This is a genomic window from Nocardioides sambongensis, from assembly GCF_006494815.1.
Taxonomy (GTDB): Bacteria; Actinomycetota; Actinomycetes; order Propionibacteriales; family Nocardioidaceae; genus Nocardioides; species Nocardioides sambongensis.
This window is the reverse complement of the sequence record NZ_CP041091.1, coordinates 2,605,691-2,623,798: the sequence shown is the minus strand read 5'-3', so window position 1 is coordinate 2,623,798 and position 18,108 is coordinate 2,605,691. Positions and strand designations below refer to the sequence as shown.

The 18,108-nt window shown below is 74.9% G+C and carries 14 protein-coding genes and 2 pseudogenes; 15 read left to right on the top strand and 1 reads right to left on the bottom strand.

The genetic code is table 11. The annotated features are described in order from the left end of the window. Window positions 1–49: 49 nt before the first annotated feature. The 8 genes and pseudogenes from FIV43_RS12410 to FIV43_RS21480 all read left to right on the top strand — a co-directional run bounded on the left by FIV43_RS12410 (window position 50) and on the right by FIV43_RS21480 (window position 10,144). Complete coding sequence (locus FIV43_RS12410; protein ID WP_141014387.1) at window positions 50–886, top strand: SGNH/GDSL hydrolase family protein; 837 nt, start codon at window positions 50–52, stop codon at window positions 884–886. Window positions 887–1,102: 216 nt separating this feature from the next. Next, complete coding sequence (gene groL, locus FIV43_RS12405; RefSeq protein ID WP_141014386.1) at window positions 1,103–2,737, top strand: chaperonin GroEL; 1,635 nt, start codon at window positions 1,103–1,105, stop codon at window positions 2,735–2,737. A gap of 198 nt (window positions 2,738–2,935) precedes the next feature. After that, window positions 2,936–5,242 (top strand): helix-turn-helix transcriptional regulator, encoded by a 2,307-nt coding sequence (locus FIV43_RS23165; RefSeq protein ID WP_181407469.1) that lies wholly within the window; start codon window positions 2,936–2,938, stop codon window positions 5,240–5,242. A gap of 169 nt (window positions 5,243–5,411) precedes the next feature. Then, on the top strand, window positions 5,412–6,743 hold the full coding sequence (locus tag FIV43_RS12395; protein ID WP_141014384.1) for a hypothetical protein: 1,332 nt from the start codon (window positions 5,412–5,414) through the stop codon (window positions 6,741–6,743). A gap of 113 nt (window positions 6,744–6,856) precedes the next feature. Then, a pseudogene (locus FIV43_RS23825) lies at window positions 6,857–7,456 on the top strand (dynamin family protein); the annotation flags it as partial. A 122-nt stretch (window positions 7,457–7,578) separates the two neighbouring features. After that, the gene (locus tag FIV43_RS22410; protein WP_231123163.1) at window positions 7,579–8,679 is read left to right on the top strand and encodes a hypothetical protein; all 1,101 of its coding nucleotides are present in this window, start codon (window positions 7,579–7,581) and stop codon (window positions 8,677–8,679) included. Further along, window positions 8,676–10,061, top strand: coding sequence for a dynamin family protein (locus FIV43_RS12385; RefSeq protein WP_196780776.1), 1,386 nt, complete (start codon window positions 8,676–8,678; stop codon window positions 10,059–10,061). Before FIV43_RS22410 ends, FIV43_RS12385 begins: the two co-directional genes overlap by 4 nt. Further along, window positions 10,001–10,144 (top strand): hypothetical protein, encoded by a 144-nt coding sequence (locus FIV43_RS21480; protein WP_196780775.1) that lies wholly within the window; start codon window positions 10,001–10,003, stop codon window positions 10,142–10,144. The genes FIV43_RS12385 and FIV43_RS21480 overlap by 61 nt, the downstream gene beginning before the upstream one ends. Window positions 10,145–10,158: 14 nt before the next feature. On the opposite strand, the gene FIV43_RS12380 is transcribed toward FIV43_RS21480, so the two are convergent. Continuing rightward, window positions 10,159–10,758, bottom strand: coding sequence for a hypothetical protein (locus FIV43_RS12380; protein ID WP_141014383.1), 600 nt, complete (start codon window positions 10,756–10,758; stop codon window positions 10,159–10,161). A 155-nt stretch (window positions 10,759–10,913) separates the two neighbouring features. On the opposite strand from FIV43_RS12380, the gene FIV43_RS21025 reads away from it, so the two are divergent. The 7 genes and pseudogenes from FIV43_RS21025 (at window position 10,914) to FIV43_RS12350 (ending at window position 17,987) form a co-directional block, all read left to right on the top strand. Then, entirely contained in the window at window positions 10,914–12,869 is a 1,956-nt protein-coding gene (locus FIV43_RS21025) for an Hsp70 family protein (protein ID WP_181407468.1), read from the top strand. 79 nt (window positions 12,870–12,948) lie between these two features. After that, on the top strand, window positions 12,949–13,551 hold the full coding sequence (locus FIV43_RS12370; protein ID WP_141014382.1) for a nucleotidyltransferase family protein: 603 nt from the start codon (window positions 12,949–12,951) through the stop codon (window positions 13,549–13,551). A 9-nt stretch (window positions 13,552–13,560) separates the two neighbouring features. Then, window positions 13,561–14,448 (top strand): AAA family ATPase, encoded by an 888-nt coding sequence (locus FIV43_RS12365; protein ID WP_141014381.1) that lies wholly within the window; start codon window positions 13,561–13,563, stop codon window positions 14,446–14,448. 4 nt (window positions 14,449–14,452) lie between these two features. After that, window positions 14,453–15,586, top strand: a complete 1,134-nt coding sequence (locus FIV43_RS12360) for a vWA domain-containing protein (protein WP_141014380.1) — start codon at window positions 14,453–14,455, stop codon at window positions 15,584–15,586. Beyond that, a pseudogene (locus FIV43_RS22405) lies at window positions 15,579–15,689 on the top strand (XdhC family protein); the annotation flags it as partial. The gene FIV43_RS12360 and the pseudogene FIV43_RS22405, both read left to right, overlap by 8 nt. A 47-nt stretch (window positions 15,690–15,736) precedes the next feature. Next, entirely contained in the window at window positions 15,737–16,708 is a 972-nt protein-coding gene (locus FIV43_RS12355; RefSeq protein ID WP_231123156.1) for an XdhC family protein, read from the top strand. Between the two features lie 46 nt (window positions 16,709–16,754). Beyond that, window positions 16,755–17,987 (top strand): sigma-54-dependent transcriptional regulator family protein, encoded by a 1,233-nt coding sequence (locus FIV43_RS12350; RefSeq protein ID WP_141014379.1) that lies wholly within the window; start codon window positions 16,755–16,757, stop codon window positions 17,985–17,987. Window positions 17,988–18,108: the final 121 nt, after the last annotated feature.

The window sequence follows — 18,108 nt, the reverse complement described above, 5'->3', positions numbered from 1 at the left end:
ACACCTCGGCGCCCCGGCCCGTTCAGGGCCGCATGGTTGAAACGGTGGCATGCCTGTCTCCTCGCCGCCCCGGGTGGTGGTGCTCATCGGCGTGCTGGTGACCGGTCTCGGGTTCGTCGTCGGCGCCGTCGGCGGCGCCCGGGTCCTGCTCGCCCGGCAGGCCGCCACGGCGCGCCGCCTGATCGGCAAGCCACTGGGGGAGCGGGCCCCCGACGCCGACCGCGTCTGGAAGAAGTCGTACGGCGACCCGCTCGACCTGCTCGTGCTCGGCGACTCGATCGCGGCCGGGCTCGGCGCCGAGCGCCGCAAGGACACCCTGGGTGGACGGCTGGCACGGGGCCTGGCGCGGAGCCTGCAGCGGTCGGTCCGCCTGCGCACCGCCGCCGTGGTCGGCTCGGAGAGCTCCGCACTGGCCGGTCAGCTGGAGGCGCTGCCGAGCGACTACGCCCCCGATCTCGCGGTGATCGTGGTGGGTGGCAACGACGTCACCCACCGGGTCCCGGTCGCGACGTCGGCGGGGCACCTGGAGGCCGCCATCGCGCAGCTGCGGGAGCGCGGCGCCGAGGTCGTGGTCGGCACCTGCCCGGACCTCGGGGCGCTGCGCCCGGTGCCCCAGCCGTTGCGCAGCCTCGGGTCGCGGATGTCGCGCCAGCTGGCCGCCGCCCAGGCGGCCGCGGCGGTGCGCAGCGGGGCGCACGCCGTCTCGCTGGCGCACGTGGTCGGTCCGTTCTTCATCACGAACCCGGAGGAGATGTTCAGCCTCGACCGGTTCCATCCCAGCGCGCTCGGCTACAAGCGCACCGCCAAGGCCCTGCTGCCCTCGATGCTGACCGCGCTCGGGGAGCGCGACGAGGTGCCGTTCGGGCACCGCCCGCCGGCGTCGTGATCCACCGTCCCAGCCCTCGGCCCCGCTTGCACTCGCCTAGGGCGAGTGCTAAACATGAGGCTGGCACTCTCCTCAGGAGAGTGACAACCAGACCCCGGTCCGGGGAGTTGAGGTCAGCAGCGTCGGTGGGAAGGGACCACCGGTTCGGCCTGGCCGTCCGTCGCGGGCAGCGAACCGGATCACCACGACTCGACTGCGTGAGGAATCGCAAGAGTTATGTCGAAGCTGATTGCTTTCAACGAGGAGGCCCGTCGCGGGCTCGAGAAGGGTATGAACACCCTTGCCGACGCCGTGAAGGTCACCCTCGGCCCCAAGGGCCGCAACGTGGTGCTCGAGAAGAAGTGGGGCGCCCCCACGATCACCAACGACGGCGTCTCCATCGCCAAGGAGATCGAGCTCGAGGACCCCTACGAGAAGATCGGCGCTGAGCTGGTCAAGGAGGTCGCGAAGAAGACCGACGACGTCGCCGGTGACGGTACGACGACGGCGACCGTGCTGGCCCAGGCGCTGGTCCGCGAGGGCCTGCGCAACGTCGCGGCCGGCGCGAACCCGATGGGTCTCAAGCGCGGCATCGAGTCCGCCGTCGAGGCCGTCTCCGAGCAGCTCCTCGGCCTCGCCAAGGAGGTCGAGACCAAGGAGGAGATCGCCTCCACGGCGACCATCTCCGCCGGTGGCGACTCCACCGTCGGCGACGCCATCGCCGAGGCGATGGACAAGGTCGGCAAGGAAGGCGTCATCACCGTCGAGGAGTCGAACACCTTCGGGCTCGACCTCGAGCTCACCGAGGGCATGCGGTTCGACAAGGGCTACATCTCGGCCTACTTCGCCACCGACCTGGAGCGCATGGAGGCCGTGCTGGAGGACCCCTACATCCTCATCGCGAACTCCAAGATCTCGACCGTCAAGGACCTGCTCCCGCTGCTGGAGAAGGTCATGCAGTCGGGCAAGCCGCTGCTGATCATCGCCGAGGACGTCGACGGCGAGGCGCTGTCGACCCTGGTCGTCAACAAGATCAAGGGCACCTTCAAGTCCGTCGCCGTCAAGGCCCCGGGCTTCGGTGACCGCCGCAAGGCCATGCTGCAGGACATCGCGATCCTGACCGGCGGCCAGGTCATCTCCGAGGAGGTCGGGCTCAAGCTCGACACCGCCACCGTCGACCTGCTCGGCCAGGCCCGCAAGGTCGTCATCACCAAGGACGAGACCACCATCGTCGACGGTGCCGGCGACCAGGGTCAGCTCGAGGGCCGGGTCAACCAGATCCGGGCCGAGATCGAGAAGTCGGACTCCGACTACGACCGCGAGAAGCTGCAGGAGCGGCTGGCCAAACTGGCCGGCGGCGTTGCCGTGATCAAGGTCGGCGCGGCCACCGAGGTCGAGCTCAAGGAGCGCAAGCACCGCATCGAGGACGCCGTCCGCAACGCGAAGGCGGCCGTCGAGGAGGGCATCCTCCCCGGTGGTGGCGTCGCGCTGGTGCAGGCCGCTGCCGCCGCGTTCGAGAAGCTCGAGCTCTCCGGCGACGAGGCCACCGGTGCCCAGATCGTCAAGGCCTCCGTCTCGGCCCCGCTCAAGCAGATCGCGGTCAACGCCGGTCTCGAGGGTGGCGTCGTCGTGGAGAAGGTCGCCGGCCTGCCGGCCGGTCAGGGCCTCAACGCCGCGACCGGTGAGTACGTCGACCTGCTGGCCGCGGGCATCATCGACCCGGCCAAGGTGACCCGCTCGGCGCTGCAGAACGCCGCGTCGATCGCCGCGCTGTTCCTCACCACCGAGGCCGTCATCGCCGACAAGCCGGAGAAGGCTCCGGCCATGCCCGGCGGCGGCGACATGGGCGGCATGGGCGGCATGGACTTCTGATCCAGCGCCCGTCGCTCCGCTGAGGGGCGACAGCACGCAGCACCACCCGAACGGCCCCGGTCCTCGCGACCGGGGCCGTTCTGGCGTCGTCGGGGCGCCGAGCCCGCGATGAATCCGGGGTGCGGCCGCGGACCGACAGGTGGATACTCGGGTATGCCCTCGGGCGGGGACACTCCGAGGCCGGTGCACGTGGCGGTGGTGGGCGTCGATGGCGCCGGTCGCACCCATCGGCTGGACGAGCTCGCCCGCGGTCGCCCGTGCGAGGCGCTGGACACCGGCGCCGACCCCGCGCAGGCGCGCGATGCGGTGGAGCGGGCCCGCCAGGGCGGGGCGGTGCTCCTGCTGGACGACGCCCACCGGATGTCGGCACCGGTGCTGGAGCTGCTCGCGGCCGCCGTCCGCAGCGGGGTGCCGGCGCTGCTGAGCAGGCGGCCGAGCCTCGTCTCGCCGCAGCTGGCGGAGCTGGATGCCGCGATCGCGGCCTCCGGGCGGGTGGAGCAGCTCGGACCGCTGGTGCCGGCCGAGGTGGCGGCGACGCTGGCCCGGGTGTGCGGTCACCCGGTGGACCCGGACCGCGCCACGGCGGTGCACGGCGCCACCGCGGGGCGACCGGCACTGGTGGTCGCGATGGCCGCCGACGACAGCGCGCACCTCGCCTCCCGCGTCGCCCGCCAGCTGGCGCGCAGCGGCGCCGAGCCGCTCGCGAGACTGCTCGCGCTGCACGCCGACGCGGTGGACGACGTGATCGCGCGGGCGATCGGCCTGGAGCCGGACCGGTTCGCGGGGGTGCTGCGCGAGCTGCGCGACGCCGGTCTGCTCACCGCGGAGGAGGACCGCCTCCTCCCCGCGGTCGCCGAGGCAGTGCTCGCACTGGCGACCCCGACCGAGCTCCGCGACGGCCACGACGCCCTGGCCCGGTCCCTGGCGACCTACGACCCGGTGGCGGCGGCCGAGCACCTGCGGGCCGCCGGCGGCCGCTCACCCACCGCGGCGGCGACGTACCTCGCGGCGGGGCAGGCGCAGCGCCACCCCGATCCCGGCGACGCCGACGGCTGGTACGACCTCGCGCTCGCCTGCGGAGCCGATCCCGCGGAGCTGGTGGTGGGCCGGGCGGAGGCGGCCCTGCGGCTGGGCCGGGCGCCGGCCCTCGACGTACCGGCGGGCAGTGCGGAGGCGGCGCCGATGGCGGTCGTGGCCGGGATCGCTGCGGCGCACCAGGGGCGGGCCGCACGCGCGGCCGAGCTGCTCGTGGCCGCCGGTACGCCGGGGCCCGTGCTCGCCGTGCCGTCGCTGGTGGCGACCGGGTCGCTCGAGCCGGCCCGCGAGGCGGCCCGCGAGGCGGCCCGCGAGGCGGCCCGCGATGCCCCGCACGCCGCGCGGCTGCTCGCCGGTGCGGCGCTCGAGCTGGCGACCCCGGACCGGGCGGTGCCGCTGCTGATCGAGGCCGCGGAGGCACTCGAGGCCTCGCCGCACCTGCTGCTGCCCGACACACCCCACGCGATCGGGGCGCTGGCGGCGGTCGCCGCCGGGGACCCGGCGACGGCGGAGCACCTGCTGAAGCGTGCCTGCGCCGCCGGCCTGAACGGGCCGCACGGCGGGGTGCGGCACCGGTTGCTGCTGGCCTGGGTGCGCCTGCGGGGCGGGCGGCCGGACACCGCGCGGGAGGAGCTGGCACGGGTGGGCGCGGCGTCGCTCCCGGGCCGCGAGGCGCTGCTGGTCGCGGCGCTGACCGCAGGCCTCGCCCGGCGCAGCGGCGAGGCGTCCCAGCTGCGCTCGGCCTGGTCCGTCGCGAGGCCGGTGCTGGCCCGTCGTGCGGTGGACCTGCTCGTCGCGGAGCCGCTCGAGGAGCTGCTCGTCGCGGGAGCCCGGCTGGGCGAGCCGGACCACGCGGTGCCCGACGACCTCGACACCGTCCTGGACCGGCTGGGCCGGCCCCCCGCCTGGCAGGCCGTGGTCGCCTGGACCCGGCTGCAGGCGGCGATCGCGGTGGAGGACGCGCCCGCCGCTGCGGCGGCGGCACGGGCGCTGCCCGCGCACGGTGCCCTCCGCCCACGGGCCCAGGCGCGAGCGGCCGCGTTGTGGGCGGCCGCCCTGCGGGCCGAGGTGGAGGAGGCACAGGTGTCGGCGGCGGCCGAGGGCCTGGTCGCCGTCGGACTGCCGTGGGAGGCATCGCGGCTGTGCGGGCACACGGCGATCCGCACCGGCGACGCGGCCGTCGCCCGGCGGCTGCTCTCCCGCGCCCGGGACCTGGGCACCCCGGACCCTGGGCACCAGGCGCTGTCGTCCGCCGCGGGGTCCCCGGCGGACGACCCCACCAGCCTGCTCTCCGAGCGGGAGATCGAGGTGGCGCGCCTGGTCCTGGCCGGCCAGACCCACAAGGAGATCGGCGCTCAGCTGTTCCTGTCCCCGAAGACCATCGAGCACCACGTCGCCCGGATCCGCACCAAGGTCGGGGCGGGCACCCGGGCCGAGCTGCTGGCCGCCCTCCGGCCGCTCGCGCCATGAGCAGGCGCCACGCCGCCGCAACCCCCTTCCCGGTCGGCAGCGGTATCACCCACCCCCCGTCGGTGATCCGAGAGCAGGGGGGAATCCCCGATCCGCCCGCCGCGACTTCGGCGAAGGATCGAACGCACAGCCCCGGCACAAGCCGGAGCACCCCAACGAGGAGATCGAGATGAACAACATCAATGTGACGTCGGCGGTGCACGACCAGCTCGTCGACTTCTTCCAGAGCGTCTTCGGCGACGAGCAGACCACCGAGGCGTTCCTGGCCGATCCGGAGGGGGCGTTCGCGGCCCACGGACTCGACCGGTGCGAGACCGCCGGCGTCGACATCGACCAGGTGGTCCACCAGGCCGTCCCGCACAGCGGCGGCGGCGGTGGCGGCAGCTGGGGCGGTGGCTACCACCCCTCCGGGGACACCATCCAGCAGGTCAGCCAGGTGACGAACCAGTACTTCGACGACCACTCGACCGACGTGAACGTCTTCGGCTCGAACAACGACGTCGACGTCAGCAGCAACCACGCCGAGGGCGACGGCTCGTTCGCGGGCGACGACAACGAGGGCGTCGCGGTGGGTGACGGGTCGGTGGCCGCCGGCCACGACGTGCACAACGCCGCCACCGGCGACGGCGCCCAGATCATCGACGGGGACAACCACGGTCAGGCCAACACCGGCGACAACGTGATCCAGGAGCAGGTCCACGGTGACAAGCTCACCGCGGACAACGGCTCGGTGATCGCCGAGGACGTCAGCGCGCCGATCAACACCGGGGAGAACCACGGGATCATCGCCGACGGTGACGTCGACAACGCGGTCGTGGGCGACCACAACAGCGACATCAACCAGGTGGACGGCGACGCCAACGACGCCAACTTCGGCACCAACTCCGGGCTGATGGGCGGGATCGACATCGACACCGGCTCCGGGAACACCACCGGCGGCACTGGTGGCGCCGGAGGTACGTCGACCGGGGGCGGCTCGGGTGCGGCCACCGGGGGTGCCGGCGCGGCCGGCGGAGCGGCCACCGCGGAGAGCGCGGGCGGCGGCAGTGGCGGCGGCCTGTTCAGCGGCGGCGGCCTGTTCGACAGCAAGGACGGCGGCAGCGGTAGCGCGACCGCCACCGGAGGCGCCGGCGGGTCCGGCGGCGCGGGAACCTCGGGCGACGGTGGGTCCGGCGGCTACGCCGGCGGCGGGAGTGTCGGGGGCACCACGGGTGGGGACAGCGGCGACGTGAACCTCAACCTGAACTTCGGTGACTCGCAGAACGCGAACAACCAGTCCGAGCTCGACGACGTCGCGCAGGGTGACGCCGCGGCCAACACCTCCGACAACGAGCTCGACGAGGGCTCGGCGCTGGCCAACCAGGGGGACGCGACCGGGTCGGCCGACGAGATCGTCGACGTCGACGTCGCGCCCGTCGAGCCGGCGTACGTGGCTCCGCCGGCGCCGGAGCCGGAGCCGCCGGCCACCGACACGGCGGACATGACCGAAGCGGGCATGTGAGGAACCACGGACGCGGGCGGGTGCACGGGCCGGGCGACTCCGGTCCGTGCACCCGTGCGCCCCGCTGACCGGGGCGCGACACGAGCAGCAACCGAGCATCCGAGGAGCACGTCATGGCCGCGAACCCCATCATGGACCGGGCGGAGGCACTGGTCGACCACGGTCTGCGCGCCTGCGAGGCCTTCGACCGCGCGGACCTCGCCGAGCCGCTCCACCGGGCCCGGCGCCGCCTCGCCGAACCCTCGGTGCACGTGGTGGTGGTCGGTGAGTTCAAGCAGGGGAAGAGCTCGCTGGTCAACGCCCTCGTCGGGGCCGCGGTGTGCCCGGTCGACGACGACATCGCCACCGCCATCCCGACCTACCTCCGGTACGGCGAGCGCCCGGCCGCAGCGCTGCTGGTGCGCGAGGAGGGCCGGCCCGACCCCACCGAGCCGCTGCGTCGGGTCCCGGTGGAGCTCGGCCGGCTCCGGGACGTCGTGCTCGAGCACCGCTCCGACGGCGCGGCCGCCGAGACGCGGGCGATCGGCGCCGAGGTGTGCGTGCCCCGCCCGCTGCTCCGGGGCGGGGTGGTGCTGGTCGACACCCCGGGTGTCGGCGGACTCGGCTCCGCCCATGCCGCGGCCACGCTCGCCGCGGCCTCGCTGGCCCAGGCGCTGGTCTTCGTGACCGATGCGTCCCAGGAGCTCACCCGCGCCGAGCTCGACTTCCTGGTCCAGGCGCGCGCGGTGTGCGGCGCCGTCGTCTGTGTGATGACCAAGACCGACCTCTACCCGCGTGGCGGGAGATCAGGGACCGCACCGACCGGCGGCTGCGTGAGGCCGGCATCGACCACGGGGTGGTCCCGGTCGCCTCGCCGCTGCGCGAGGCCGCGCTGCGCGAGGCGGACGCCGCGCTGGACGCCGAGTCCGGCTTCCCCGACCTGGTCCGGGCACTGCAGGAGCGGGTCGGCGGGAGCGTCGAGGAGAGGCTGGCCGCGGACGCGGCCGCGGTCGTGGTCACCACCTGCGCCCAGCTGGAGGCTCAGTTCCGTGCCGAGCGGGCGGCGCTCGCCGACCCCGAGGAGGCCGCCCGCGTGGTCGCCGAGCTCACCCTGGTCCAGGAGCAGGTCAAGGGCCTGCGATCCGCCGCGGCGAAGTGGAACCAGACGCTCTCCGACGGCATCGCCGACCTCAACGCCGACATCGACCACGACCTGCGCCGCCGCATCCGCGAGGTGGTGGCGGCCGCCGGCGAGGCGATCGAGCAGACCGACCCGGCCGACACCTGGGGCGAGATGCAGTCGTGGCTCCAGGCCGAGGTGGCCCGGGAGATGCTGGCCAACTTCGAGCTGCTGCGCCGGCGCGCCGTCGACCTCTCCGAGCTGGTCGGGGAGCACTTCCGCGACGCCTCGGGCGACGTGCTCAACCGGATCGCCCTGCCCGACCCACGCGCCACCGTGGTGGGCGAGGAGGTCGAGCACAAGATCGAGCTGTCCCGGATGGGGGCGGGCAAGCAGGCGATGACCGTGCTGCGCAGCGGCTACGGCGGCACCGTCATGTTCATCATGCTCGGGATGACGCTCGGGGTCACCCTCGGGCCGATCGCCCTCGGCATCGCACTGGTGATGGGGCACAAGGGCCTCAAGGAGGAGAAGAAGCGTCAGCGGGAGTCCCGCCAGCGCCAGGGCGTCGCGGCGGTGCGCACCTACTGCGACCAGATCGGCTTCGTGATGAGCAAGGAGTCCCGCGACACGCTCCGCGGTGTCCAGCGCCAGCTGCGCAACCACTACTCCGAGCTCGCCCAGCAGATCGAGGCGTCCAATGCGGTCGCGCTGCAGCGGGCCTCGGAGGTGGCGCGCACCGGCGAGCAGGACCGCAAGCGGCGCCTGGCCGACGTCGACGCCGAGCTGGAGCGGCTGCGGACCCTGCGCGAGCAGGCGGAGAAGGTCGCGCGATGAGCATCCTGCAGGAGACCCGGACGCTGCTGGCGGCCGCGACCGAGGAATATCGGGCACCGGCCGACCGGGAGCGCCTCGCGCTCCTCGAGCGCCGGCTGGCCGAACCGTTGCGGCTCGCCGTGGCGGGCCGGGTCAAGGCCGGCAAGTCCACCCTGCTCAACGCGCTGGCCGGCGACCGGCTGGCTCCCACCGACGCGGGGGAGTGCACCCGGGTGGTGACCTGGTACGCCGACAGCCACACCAGCCGGGTGACCGCGGAGCCGTACGACGCCCCGCCCCGCCAGCTGCGCTTCGAACGCACCGAGACGGCGGTCCGGGTCGACCTCGCGGACCTGGCACCGGAGCAGGTCGCCCGGCTGGTGGTCGAGTGGCCCTCCCGGGGGCTGCGCACCGCGACGCTGATCGACACCCCGGGGATCGGGTCGCTCACCGAGAACACCGCGCGGCGGGCCTGGGACCTGATCGCGGCCGAGGACGAGCCGACTCCGGCGGACGCGGTGCTCTACCTGGTGCGCCACCTCCACCTGGACGACGTCGACTTCCTGCGGGCCTTCCACGACGACGCGGTCAGCCGGGTGAACCCGGTCAACGCCATCGGGGTCCTCTCCCGGGCCGACGAGGTCGGGGCGGGCCGCCTCGACGCGATGGGCTCCGCGCGCGACGTCGCCGCCCGGATGTCGGCGGACCCGACGGTGCGGCGGATGGTGCAGACCGTCGTGCCGGTGGCCGGGCTGCTCGCGGAGACCGGGGCGACCCTCACCGAGGCCGAGTTCGCCATGGTGAGCGCCGTCGCGCGGCTCGACGTACCGACGGCGGAGCGGTTGCTGCTGACCGTCGACCGGTTCGTCGGTCCGGCGCCGGAGCTCGACCTGTCGCCGGAGGCGCGACGGCACCTGCTGGACAGGTTCGGGCTGTTCGGGGTCCGGCTGGCCGTCTCGCTGGTCCGTCACCGGGTGGTGGGGACCTCGTCGCAGCTCGCCGCGACCCTGCTGGAGCGCAGCGGCATCGACGACCTGCGCGCGGTGCTGGAGTCGATGTTCTGGCAGCGCGCCGACGTGCTCAAGTGCCGCTCCGCGCTGCTCGCGCTGGAGGGGCTGGCGCGGTCGTCACCGGGGCCGGCGGCGACCGGATCGTCGCGGAGGTCGAGCGGATCGTGGCGTCCGCGCACGCGTTCCGCGAGCTGCGGGTGCTGGCCGCGATCCGCGCCGGCTGGGTCGACGGCCGGCCGCAGGTGCTGGTCGAGGCCGAGCGCCTGGTGGGCGGCCAGGGTGTGCAGCCGGCGGTCCGCCTCGGACTCGCCGCCGACGCCGACGACGGCACCGTGCGGCAGGAGGCCGCGGCCGCGCTCGCCCGCTGGCAGCGCCGCGCCGAGAGCCCGATGACCGACCACCAGCTCGCCGCGGCCGCGCGCGTCGTGATCCAGTCCTGCGAGGGCCTGCTCGCCGACCAGTACGGCTGGCGGTGATCCGGATGCGCGGCTCACTCGCCGGTCTCGGCGTCGTCGGCCGCCTCGCCGTCGCGCCCGTCGCCCTCGGAACCGTCGGGAGCCGCCGGGTCACCGAGATCCAGCCATCCGCCGGCGGCGGCGTCGTCGAACGGAGGGTCGTCCGTCCCGGGCTCCGGGTCGGACGCCGCGGCGGGCTCGTCGGCCACCTCGGCGACATCCTCGGGCGTGGGCAGGTCGATCTCGGTCGTGCCGGTGCCGAAGCCCAGGTCGAGCCCGCTGCCCAGCTCCCCGTCCAGGTCTGCGGCCGGCCCGCTGTCGGATGCCGGCTCGGACGTCGGGTCCGTCGGCACCGCGGGGCCGAGCAGGTCGTCGGCGAGCTCCTCGTCCCCCGGTCGCGGGGCGTGGGCGAGCAGGTCGAGGCCGGCCCGGACCGCGTCCGCGTCCGCGTCACCGGCGGTGGCTCCGGTGACGAACCCCTCGAGGTGCTCGGCGACCTCGATCGGCGCGGTGTCGGCGTATCCCACCAGCGCCTCGGCCACCAGCTCCGGCTCCAGGCCGGCGAGCGCGTCGGCCTCGCCGGCGCCGGAGCCTCCGGCGGCCAGCCTGGCGAACACCTCCCGCAACGGCTCCATCCCAGCAGCATAGGAAGCCCGCGGCCCCGGACGTTAGGGGACATCCCCCGCATCGTCCGCACGATCGGAGCCGGCGACCGCGTCGACGGGTCCCCCGCCCACCACCCGCCACCACCATCCCGCGTCCCACCTCGGGACCGGTCCAGGAGGACACCATGACCTACGTACTCGGTGTCGACATCGGCACCACCTTCACCGCGGCCGCGGTGCTGCGGGACGGACACGCCCAGATCGTGCCGTTGGGCGAGCGGGCCGACGCGATCCCGTCGGTGGTGCTGCTCCGGGAGGACGGGACGCTGTTGACCGGGGATGCGGCGTCGCGCCGGGGGACGAGCGAGCCGCACCGGTTGGCCCGTGAGTTCAAGCGCCGGTTCGGGCAGCCGGAGCCGATCCTGCTCGGCGGCACGCCGTACTCGCCGGAGGCGCTCACCGCCGGACTGCTGGCCTGGGTGGTCGACGCGGTCGCCACCCGCGAGGGTGGTCCGCCCACGCGGATCTGCCTGTCCCACCCCGCCAACTGGGGGCCGTTCAAGTGCGACCTGCTGCGTCAGGTGGTCCGGCTCTCGGGCGTCGACGTCCCGGTCGACTTCACCACCGAGCCGGAGGCGGCGGCGATCTTCTACGCCGGCGAGCAGCGGGTCGACCCCGGCTCCGTGGTCGCGGTCTACGACCTCGGCGGCGGCACCTTCGACGCCGCGGTGCTGCGCAAGACGGCGGACGGGTTCGAGATCCTCGGCCGACCCGAGGGCATCGAGCAGCTCGGCGGCATCGACGTCGACGCGGCGGTCTTCCACCACGTGCGCGAGGCGCTCGGGGACCGGCTCGCCGAGCTGGACGAGGACGACCCGGACGCCGTCGCCGCGGTGGCCCGGCTGCGCCGCGAGTGCGTGGACGCCAAGGAGGCGCTCTCGGCGGACACCGATGTCGCGGTGCCGGTGCTGCTGCCGGGTCTCGCCACCGAGGTGCGGCTGACCAGGGCGGAGCTGGAGTCGATGGTGCGGCCGATGCTCGGCGGCACCCTGCTCGCGCTGCGCCGTGCCCTGGAGTCGGCGGGCATGGAGGACGCCGACGTGGACGCGGTGCTGCTGGTCGGTGGCGGCTCGCGGATGCCGATCGTGGCGCAGATGATCGGTGCCGAGCTGGGGCGGCCGGTGGCGGTCGACGCTCACCCGAAGCACGCCGTGGCGCTGGGCGCGGCCGGGGTGGCCGCGGCGGCCGAGGCGTCGCACCTCCCGGCACCCGCGGCGGCACCCACCGAGGAGCAGCCGGTCGCCGACCCGGCCCCTCGGGCGGCGCCCGAGACGATCCTGATGGACCTGACCGAGGCCCACGACGAGCCGGCCGGTCCGCCGCCCGGTGCCGACCGCCCGCCGGGCCGCCGTCGGCTGCCGCTGGTGCTGGGCGGGGTGGCCGTGCTCGCGGTCCTGGCCGCAGGGTGGGGGGTCGGCGACTCCCTGGGCTGGTGGCCGGCCTCCAGCGAGGACGTGGCCCCCGTCGCGGACCGGGTCACCGCCGAGGAGCGGATGGAGACGGTCGTGGCCGAGGACCGCGACCAGGTCGAGCAGGAGATGATGGACGTCTGGGCACCGCAGCTCAGCGTCCGCAAGCTGGGCAACACCGACCCCGAGAGCGGGGTCACCTACGACCACGAGGCGATCCTGGCCGAGTACGACCGGCTGGCCGGGGACCACGACGTGGTGCTGGTGGCGACGGACGACTACCCCAGTTCCTTCCTGCTGCGCGGCGCCTACGCCACGCTCGCGACCCAGACCTTCCCGGAGGCGGCCGGCGCGCTCGGCTGGTGCGCGGCCGAGGGGTACGACGCCGAGGAGTGCCACGCGAAGCGCGTGAGCCGTACCGGCGACCCGACCAGCAACAGCGTGGAGGGCTCCGGAGCGGTCGGTCCCGACCCCACCGCCGCCCCGACCGGCGAGGCCACCGAGCCGACGACCGAGCCCACCACCGAGCCCACCACCGAGCCGACGACCGAGCCGACGACCGAGACCACCACGGACGCGCCCACCGAGGCGCCGACCGGGGAGCCCGCCGAGGAGGCCGTCGAGGAGGCCGTCGAGGAGGCCTCCGGAGAGGCCGTGGCGCCGGGGACGTGAGCATCCGGCTCCGGCGCGGCTCTCGGTGTGGCCCCCGACATGGCTCCCGACATGGCTCCCGACATGGCAGGGTCGGGCCATGACCCACGCACTGCTGCTCGCCGCCGGCGCCGGGCGTCGGATGGGTCGGCCCAAGGCGCTGGTCCGCGACGCGAGCGGCCGGCCCTGGCTGCACCGTGCGGTGGCCGTCCTGCACGAGGGCGGGTGCACGGGCATCACGGTGGTGCTCGGCGCGGAGGCGGCACGGGCGCGTCGGCTGCTCGAGGGACTGCCGCCCGGGGCGTCGGCCGAGCTGGTCGAGGTGGTCGAGGCCACCGGGTGGGCCAGCGGGATGGGGGCGTCGCTGCGGGCCGGTCTGACCGCCCTGGACGGCACCGCCGCGGACGCGGTCCTGGTCCACCTCGTCGACCTGCCCGACGTCGGCGCCGACGTGGTCGGGCGGGTGCTGGCGCAGGCGCCGGGCGGTCCCACGGCGCTGGCCCGGGCGTCGTACGAGGGGCGGCCGGGCCACCCGGTGCTGATCGGTTGCGACCACTGGGCGCCGCTGCTGGCGTCGCTGGGCGGCGACCGCGGCGCCCGCGACTACCTGGCGACGCAGCACGTCGCGGCGGTCGAGTGCGGTGACCTCGCGACCGGGCGCGACGTCGATCGGCCAACCGGTGACCAACGCACCACTCCCTAGCCTCGCCCCATGAACGCCCGCGTCGCAGACCTGGCCGCCCGCCTGGAGCGGACGGGATACCTCGCCGACGAGGACCTGGCCACGGCGCTCTTCCTGGCGCTCGAGATGCAGCGCCCGCTGCTGCTCGAGGGCGAGCCCGGCACCGGGAAGACGGCGCTGGCCGAGGCGCTCGCGGCGGCCAACGACCAGCCGCTGGTGCGGCTGCAGTGCTACGAGGGCATCGACGCCACCCAGGCCCTCTACGACTGGGACTTCCCGCGCCAGATCCTGCACCTGCGTGCGCTGGAGGCCCTGGCCGCCGACCGCCGCGGGGACGCCGCCAGCGTGGAGGAGGCCGAGCGGAGCCTCTACGACGAGCGCTTCCTGCTGGCCCGGCCGGTGCTCTCGGCGCTGCAGCGTGCGCCGGCGGTGCTGCTCGTCGACGAGGTGGACCGTGCCGACGACGAGTTCGAGGCGTTCCTGCTCGAGGTGCTGGCCACCTACCAGGTCACCATCCCCGAGCTGGGCACGATCCGCGCGGCGGTGCCGCCGACGGTGATCCTGACCTCCAACCGCACCCGCGAGCTGCACGACGCGCTCAAGCGACGCTGCCTCTACCACTGGATCGACCATCCCGGCCTGGACCGGGAGGTCGCGATCGTGCGGTCCCGGGCGCCGGAGGTCGGCGAGGCCCTGGCCCGCCAGGTGGTCGCCGTCGTGCAGCAGCTGCGCGCGGGGACCGACCTGCTGAAGCCGCCCGGTGTCGCCGAGACCCTCGACTGGGCGCGCGCCCTGCACCACCTGGGCACCGCCGAGCTGGACCTGGAGACCGCGGCCCGCACGCTCGGCGCGCTGGTGAAGTATCGCGACGACGCCGATCGGGTGAAGGCCGCGCTGGACCGGATGCTGGCGGCGTGAGCCGATGAGCGGCACCGAGACCGGGACCGGCATCGACGAGGTGCTGCTCGGCTTCACCCACGCGGTCCGCGCGGCGGGCGTGGGGGTGACCTCGGACCGTGCCCGCGCCTACCTCGAGGCCGCCTCGATCGTCGGCGTCGGCGACCCGGCCGCGACCCGGTTCGCGGGTCGCGCCACGCTCTGCGCCTCGCGCGACGACCTGGACCGGCACGACCGGGTCTTCGAGGAGTGGTTCCGAGCCGATCTGGCCGACCCGGCGGGCAGCCCGCGGCCCCGGGAACGCCCACCCCGTGCGCTGCTCCCCGACGAGCTGCGGGACGGCCCGGGCGGCCGAGCCGACGAGGACGAGCCGGACGACCCGGTCCGGGCGGCGGCCAGCGCGGTCGAGATCCTGCGCCACCGCGACGTCGCCACGCTGGACCAGGCGGAGCGAGCGATGCTCGCCGCGATCGTGGGCGCGCTGCCGGTCCGCCTGCCCACCCGGGTGGCGCTGCGTCGTACGCCGCACCGGAGGGGGCAGGTCGACGCCTCGCGTACCCTGCGCGCCAGCCTGCGCCGGATGGGCGAGCCCGACCGGGTGCACCGCCGCCGTCGCGGGGTGCGGCCGCGTCGGGTGGTGCTGCTCCTCGACGTCTCCGGCTCGATGAGCGGGTACGCCGACCTGCTGCTCCGCCTCGGCCAGCGACTCGTCGTCGCCGGGGCCGTCGGCCAGGTCGAGGTCTTCAGCCTGGGCACCCGGCTCACCCACCTGACCCGTGCGCTGCGGGCACGCGACCCGGAGCGAGCGCTGGCGGCCGCGGGACGCACCGTGCCCGACTGGTCCGGCGGGACCCGGCTGGGGGAGACCGTGGCCGCGTTCAACGACCGGTGGGGCCGTCGCGGCCTCGCACGGGGTGCGGTGGTGGTCGTGGTCAGCGACGGCTGGGAGCGGGGTGACCCGGCGCTGCTCGGCGAGCAGGTCGAGCGGCTGCACCGGGTGGCGCACCGGCTGGTCTGGGTGAACCCGCACCGGGGCAAGGACGGGTACCTTCCGGTGCAGGGCGGCATCGTCGCGGTGCTGCCCCACGTCGACGACTTCCTCGCCGGACACTCGCTGGCGACCTACACCCGGCTGCTGGAGGTGATCGCCGATGCGTGAGGTGCTGCCGCAGCTGCTGGGGTGGTGGGAGGCGGGCGAGAGCGTCGGCGTGGGCACCGTGGTGGCCACCTTCCGCTCCGCGCCCCGGCCGCCGGGCGCCTCGATGCTGGTCGGACCGGACGCCTCCGCGGTCGGCTCGGTCTCCGGCGGGTGCGTCGAGGGGCCGTCTACGACCTCGCGCAGGAGGTGGTCGGCAGCGGTGTCCCGGTGCTGCACCGCTACGGCGTCTCCGACGACGACGCGTTCGCGGTGGGACTCACCTGCGGCGGGATCCTCGACGTCTACGTGGAGAAGGTCGACCGCACCACGTTCCCCGAGCTCGGTGCGATCGCCGCCGACATAGACGCCGGCCGACCGGTCGCGGTGGCCACCGTCGTCGAGCACCCCGAGGCCGGGCACGTGGGTCGCCGGATGGTGCTGCGCGCCGAGGACGGCACGACCACGGGCTCGCTGGGCAGTCCGCGGATCGACGACGCGGTGCGCGACGATGCCCTCGGGCTGCTCGCGTCCGGGCACAGCGCCACCCTGGTCTACGGCCCGGACGGCGAGCGGCGCGGCGAGGGGATGCGGGTCTTCGTGTGGGCCTTCGCGCCCAAACCGCGGATGCTGGTCTTCGGGGCGATCGACTTCGCTGCGGCGGTGGCCCGCGTCGGGGGTTTCCTCGGCTATCACGTCACCGTGTGCGACGCCCGCCCGGTCTTCGCCACCGCCAGCCGCTTCCCCGGCGCCGACGAGGTGGTCGTGCAGTGGCCGCACCGCTACCTGGCCGCCGAGGCCGAGGCGGGCAGGATCGACCGGCGCACCGTGATGACGGTGCTCACCCACGACCCGAAGTTCGACGTGCCGCTGCTCGAGGTGGCGCTGCGGCTGCCCGAGGTCGGCTACATCGGGGCGATGGGGTCGCGCCGCACCCACGACGACCGGCTCGCCCGGCTCCGCGAAGCGGGCCTGACCGACCCCGACCTGGCCCGCCTCTCCAGTCCGATCGGCCTCGACCTCGGTGCCCGGACCCCGGAGGAGACCGCGATCAGCATCGCCGCCGAGATCGTCGCCGGACGGTGGGGCGGCACCGGCGAGCCGCTGGCGTCGCGCACCGGCCGGATCCACGGGGCGGAGGAGTGAGCGCGATCCGGTGACCGGGGTCACACCCGCGCGCTAGGGTGCGCCCATGGGCGAACTCGACCAGCGCAGGCGGACCTGCCTCGCGGCCTGGACCACGTTCGTCGAGGCGGGCGACCCGGCCGCGCCGCTGGTCCGGCCCGAGATCCTGGACAGCTGGAACCGCTCCGGGGCCTCGGTGGCCACCGACGTCGGCCACGCGCCGCTGGCCGACGAGCAGGACACCGACCGGTTCTGGCGCGGCTCCCCGCTGCAGGTCGCCGTGGAGCGGGTCGAGTCCGACCTGCGCCGCACCGCCGAGGACGGCGACCTGGTGGTCGCGGTCACCGACCCCGACACCCGGGTGCTGTGGACCTACGGCGGCCGGGTGATGCGCCGTAAGGCCGAGAGCGTGAACTTCGTGGCGGCCGGCCGGTGGGACGACGCGTCGGTCGGCACCAACGCGCTCGACCTGGCCAACCGGCTGGAGCGGCCGGCGATGGTGTTCAGCGCGGAGCACTACGCCCCGATCGTGCACAACTGGGTCTGCTGGGCAGCACCCCTGCACGACCCGGTCAGCGGGGCCAAGCTCGGCGTGCTCGACATCTCCACCACCTGGGACCGGACCCACCCGATCGGCCTGGCCACCGCGCGGGTGCTCGCCCGACTGGTCGAGCAGGCGATGCCGCGCAGCTCCTACTACGGCGGTGAGCCCGTCGAGGAGACCCACGAGCCGGGGCTGGTGCTGAGCCTGCTCGGCACCGCGGAGGCGCGGGTCGACGGCCAGCGGCTGCTGCTGAACCGTCGGCAGAGCGAGATCCTCGCCCTGCTCGCGCTGCACCCCGACGGGCTCTCCCTGGAGCAGCTGCACGCCCTGCTGTACGGCGACCACGCGGTCACCTTCTCCACCCTCAAGGCCGAGGTGTCCCACCTGCGCCACGCCCTCGCCGGCCAGCTCGCCTCCCGGCCCTACCGGCTGCTGATGCCGATCTCCACCGACGTCGAGCACGTGCTGGGCCTGCTCCGGCGCGGCGACGTGGGCGCCGCGGTGCACGCCTACGGCGGCGACCTGCTGCCCGGCACCGAGAGTCCCGCGCTGGCCGAGATGGGGGAGTACGTCGCGGTCGCGGTGCGCGAGGCGCTGCTCGCCGACCCGCAGCCGGATGCGGTGCTGCAGTACAGCGAGCTGGCGCCGTACGACACCGCCGTGCTGGAGGCGTGCCTGGCGCGGCTGAGCGCGCAGAGCCTGCGCCACCCGGCGGTGCCGCTGCTCAAGGCACGGCTGGCCGTCGCCGGCGGGTGACCCCGGCCCTGACCACGGCCCTGACCACGGCCCTGACCACGGCTCGACCCCGGCTGACCCCCGGATGACCCGGCCCCACCGCCGCCTCACCTGGGGGACAACCTCCGACCAACCAGGACTC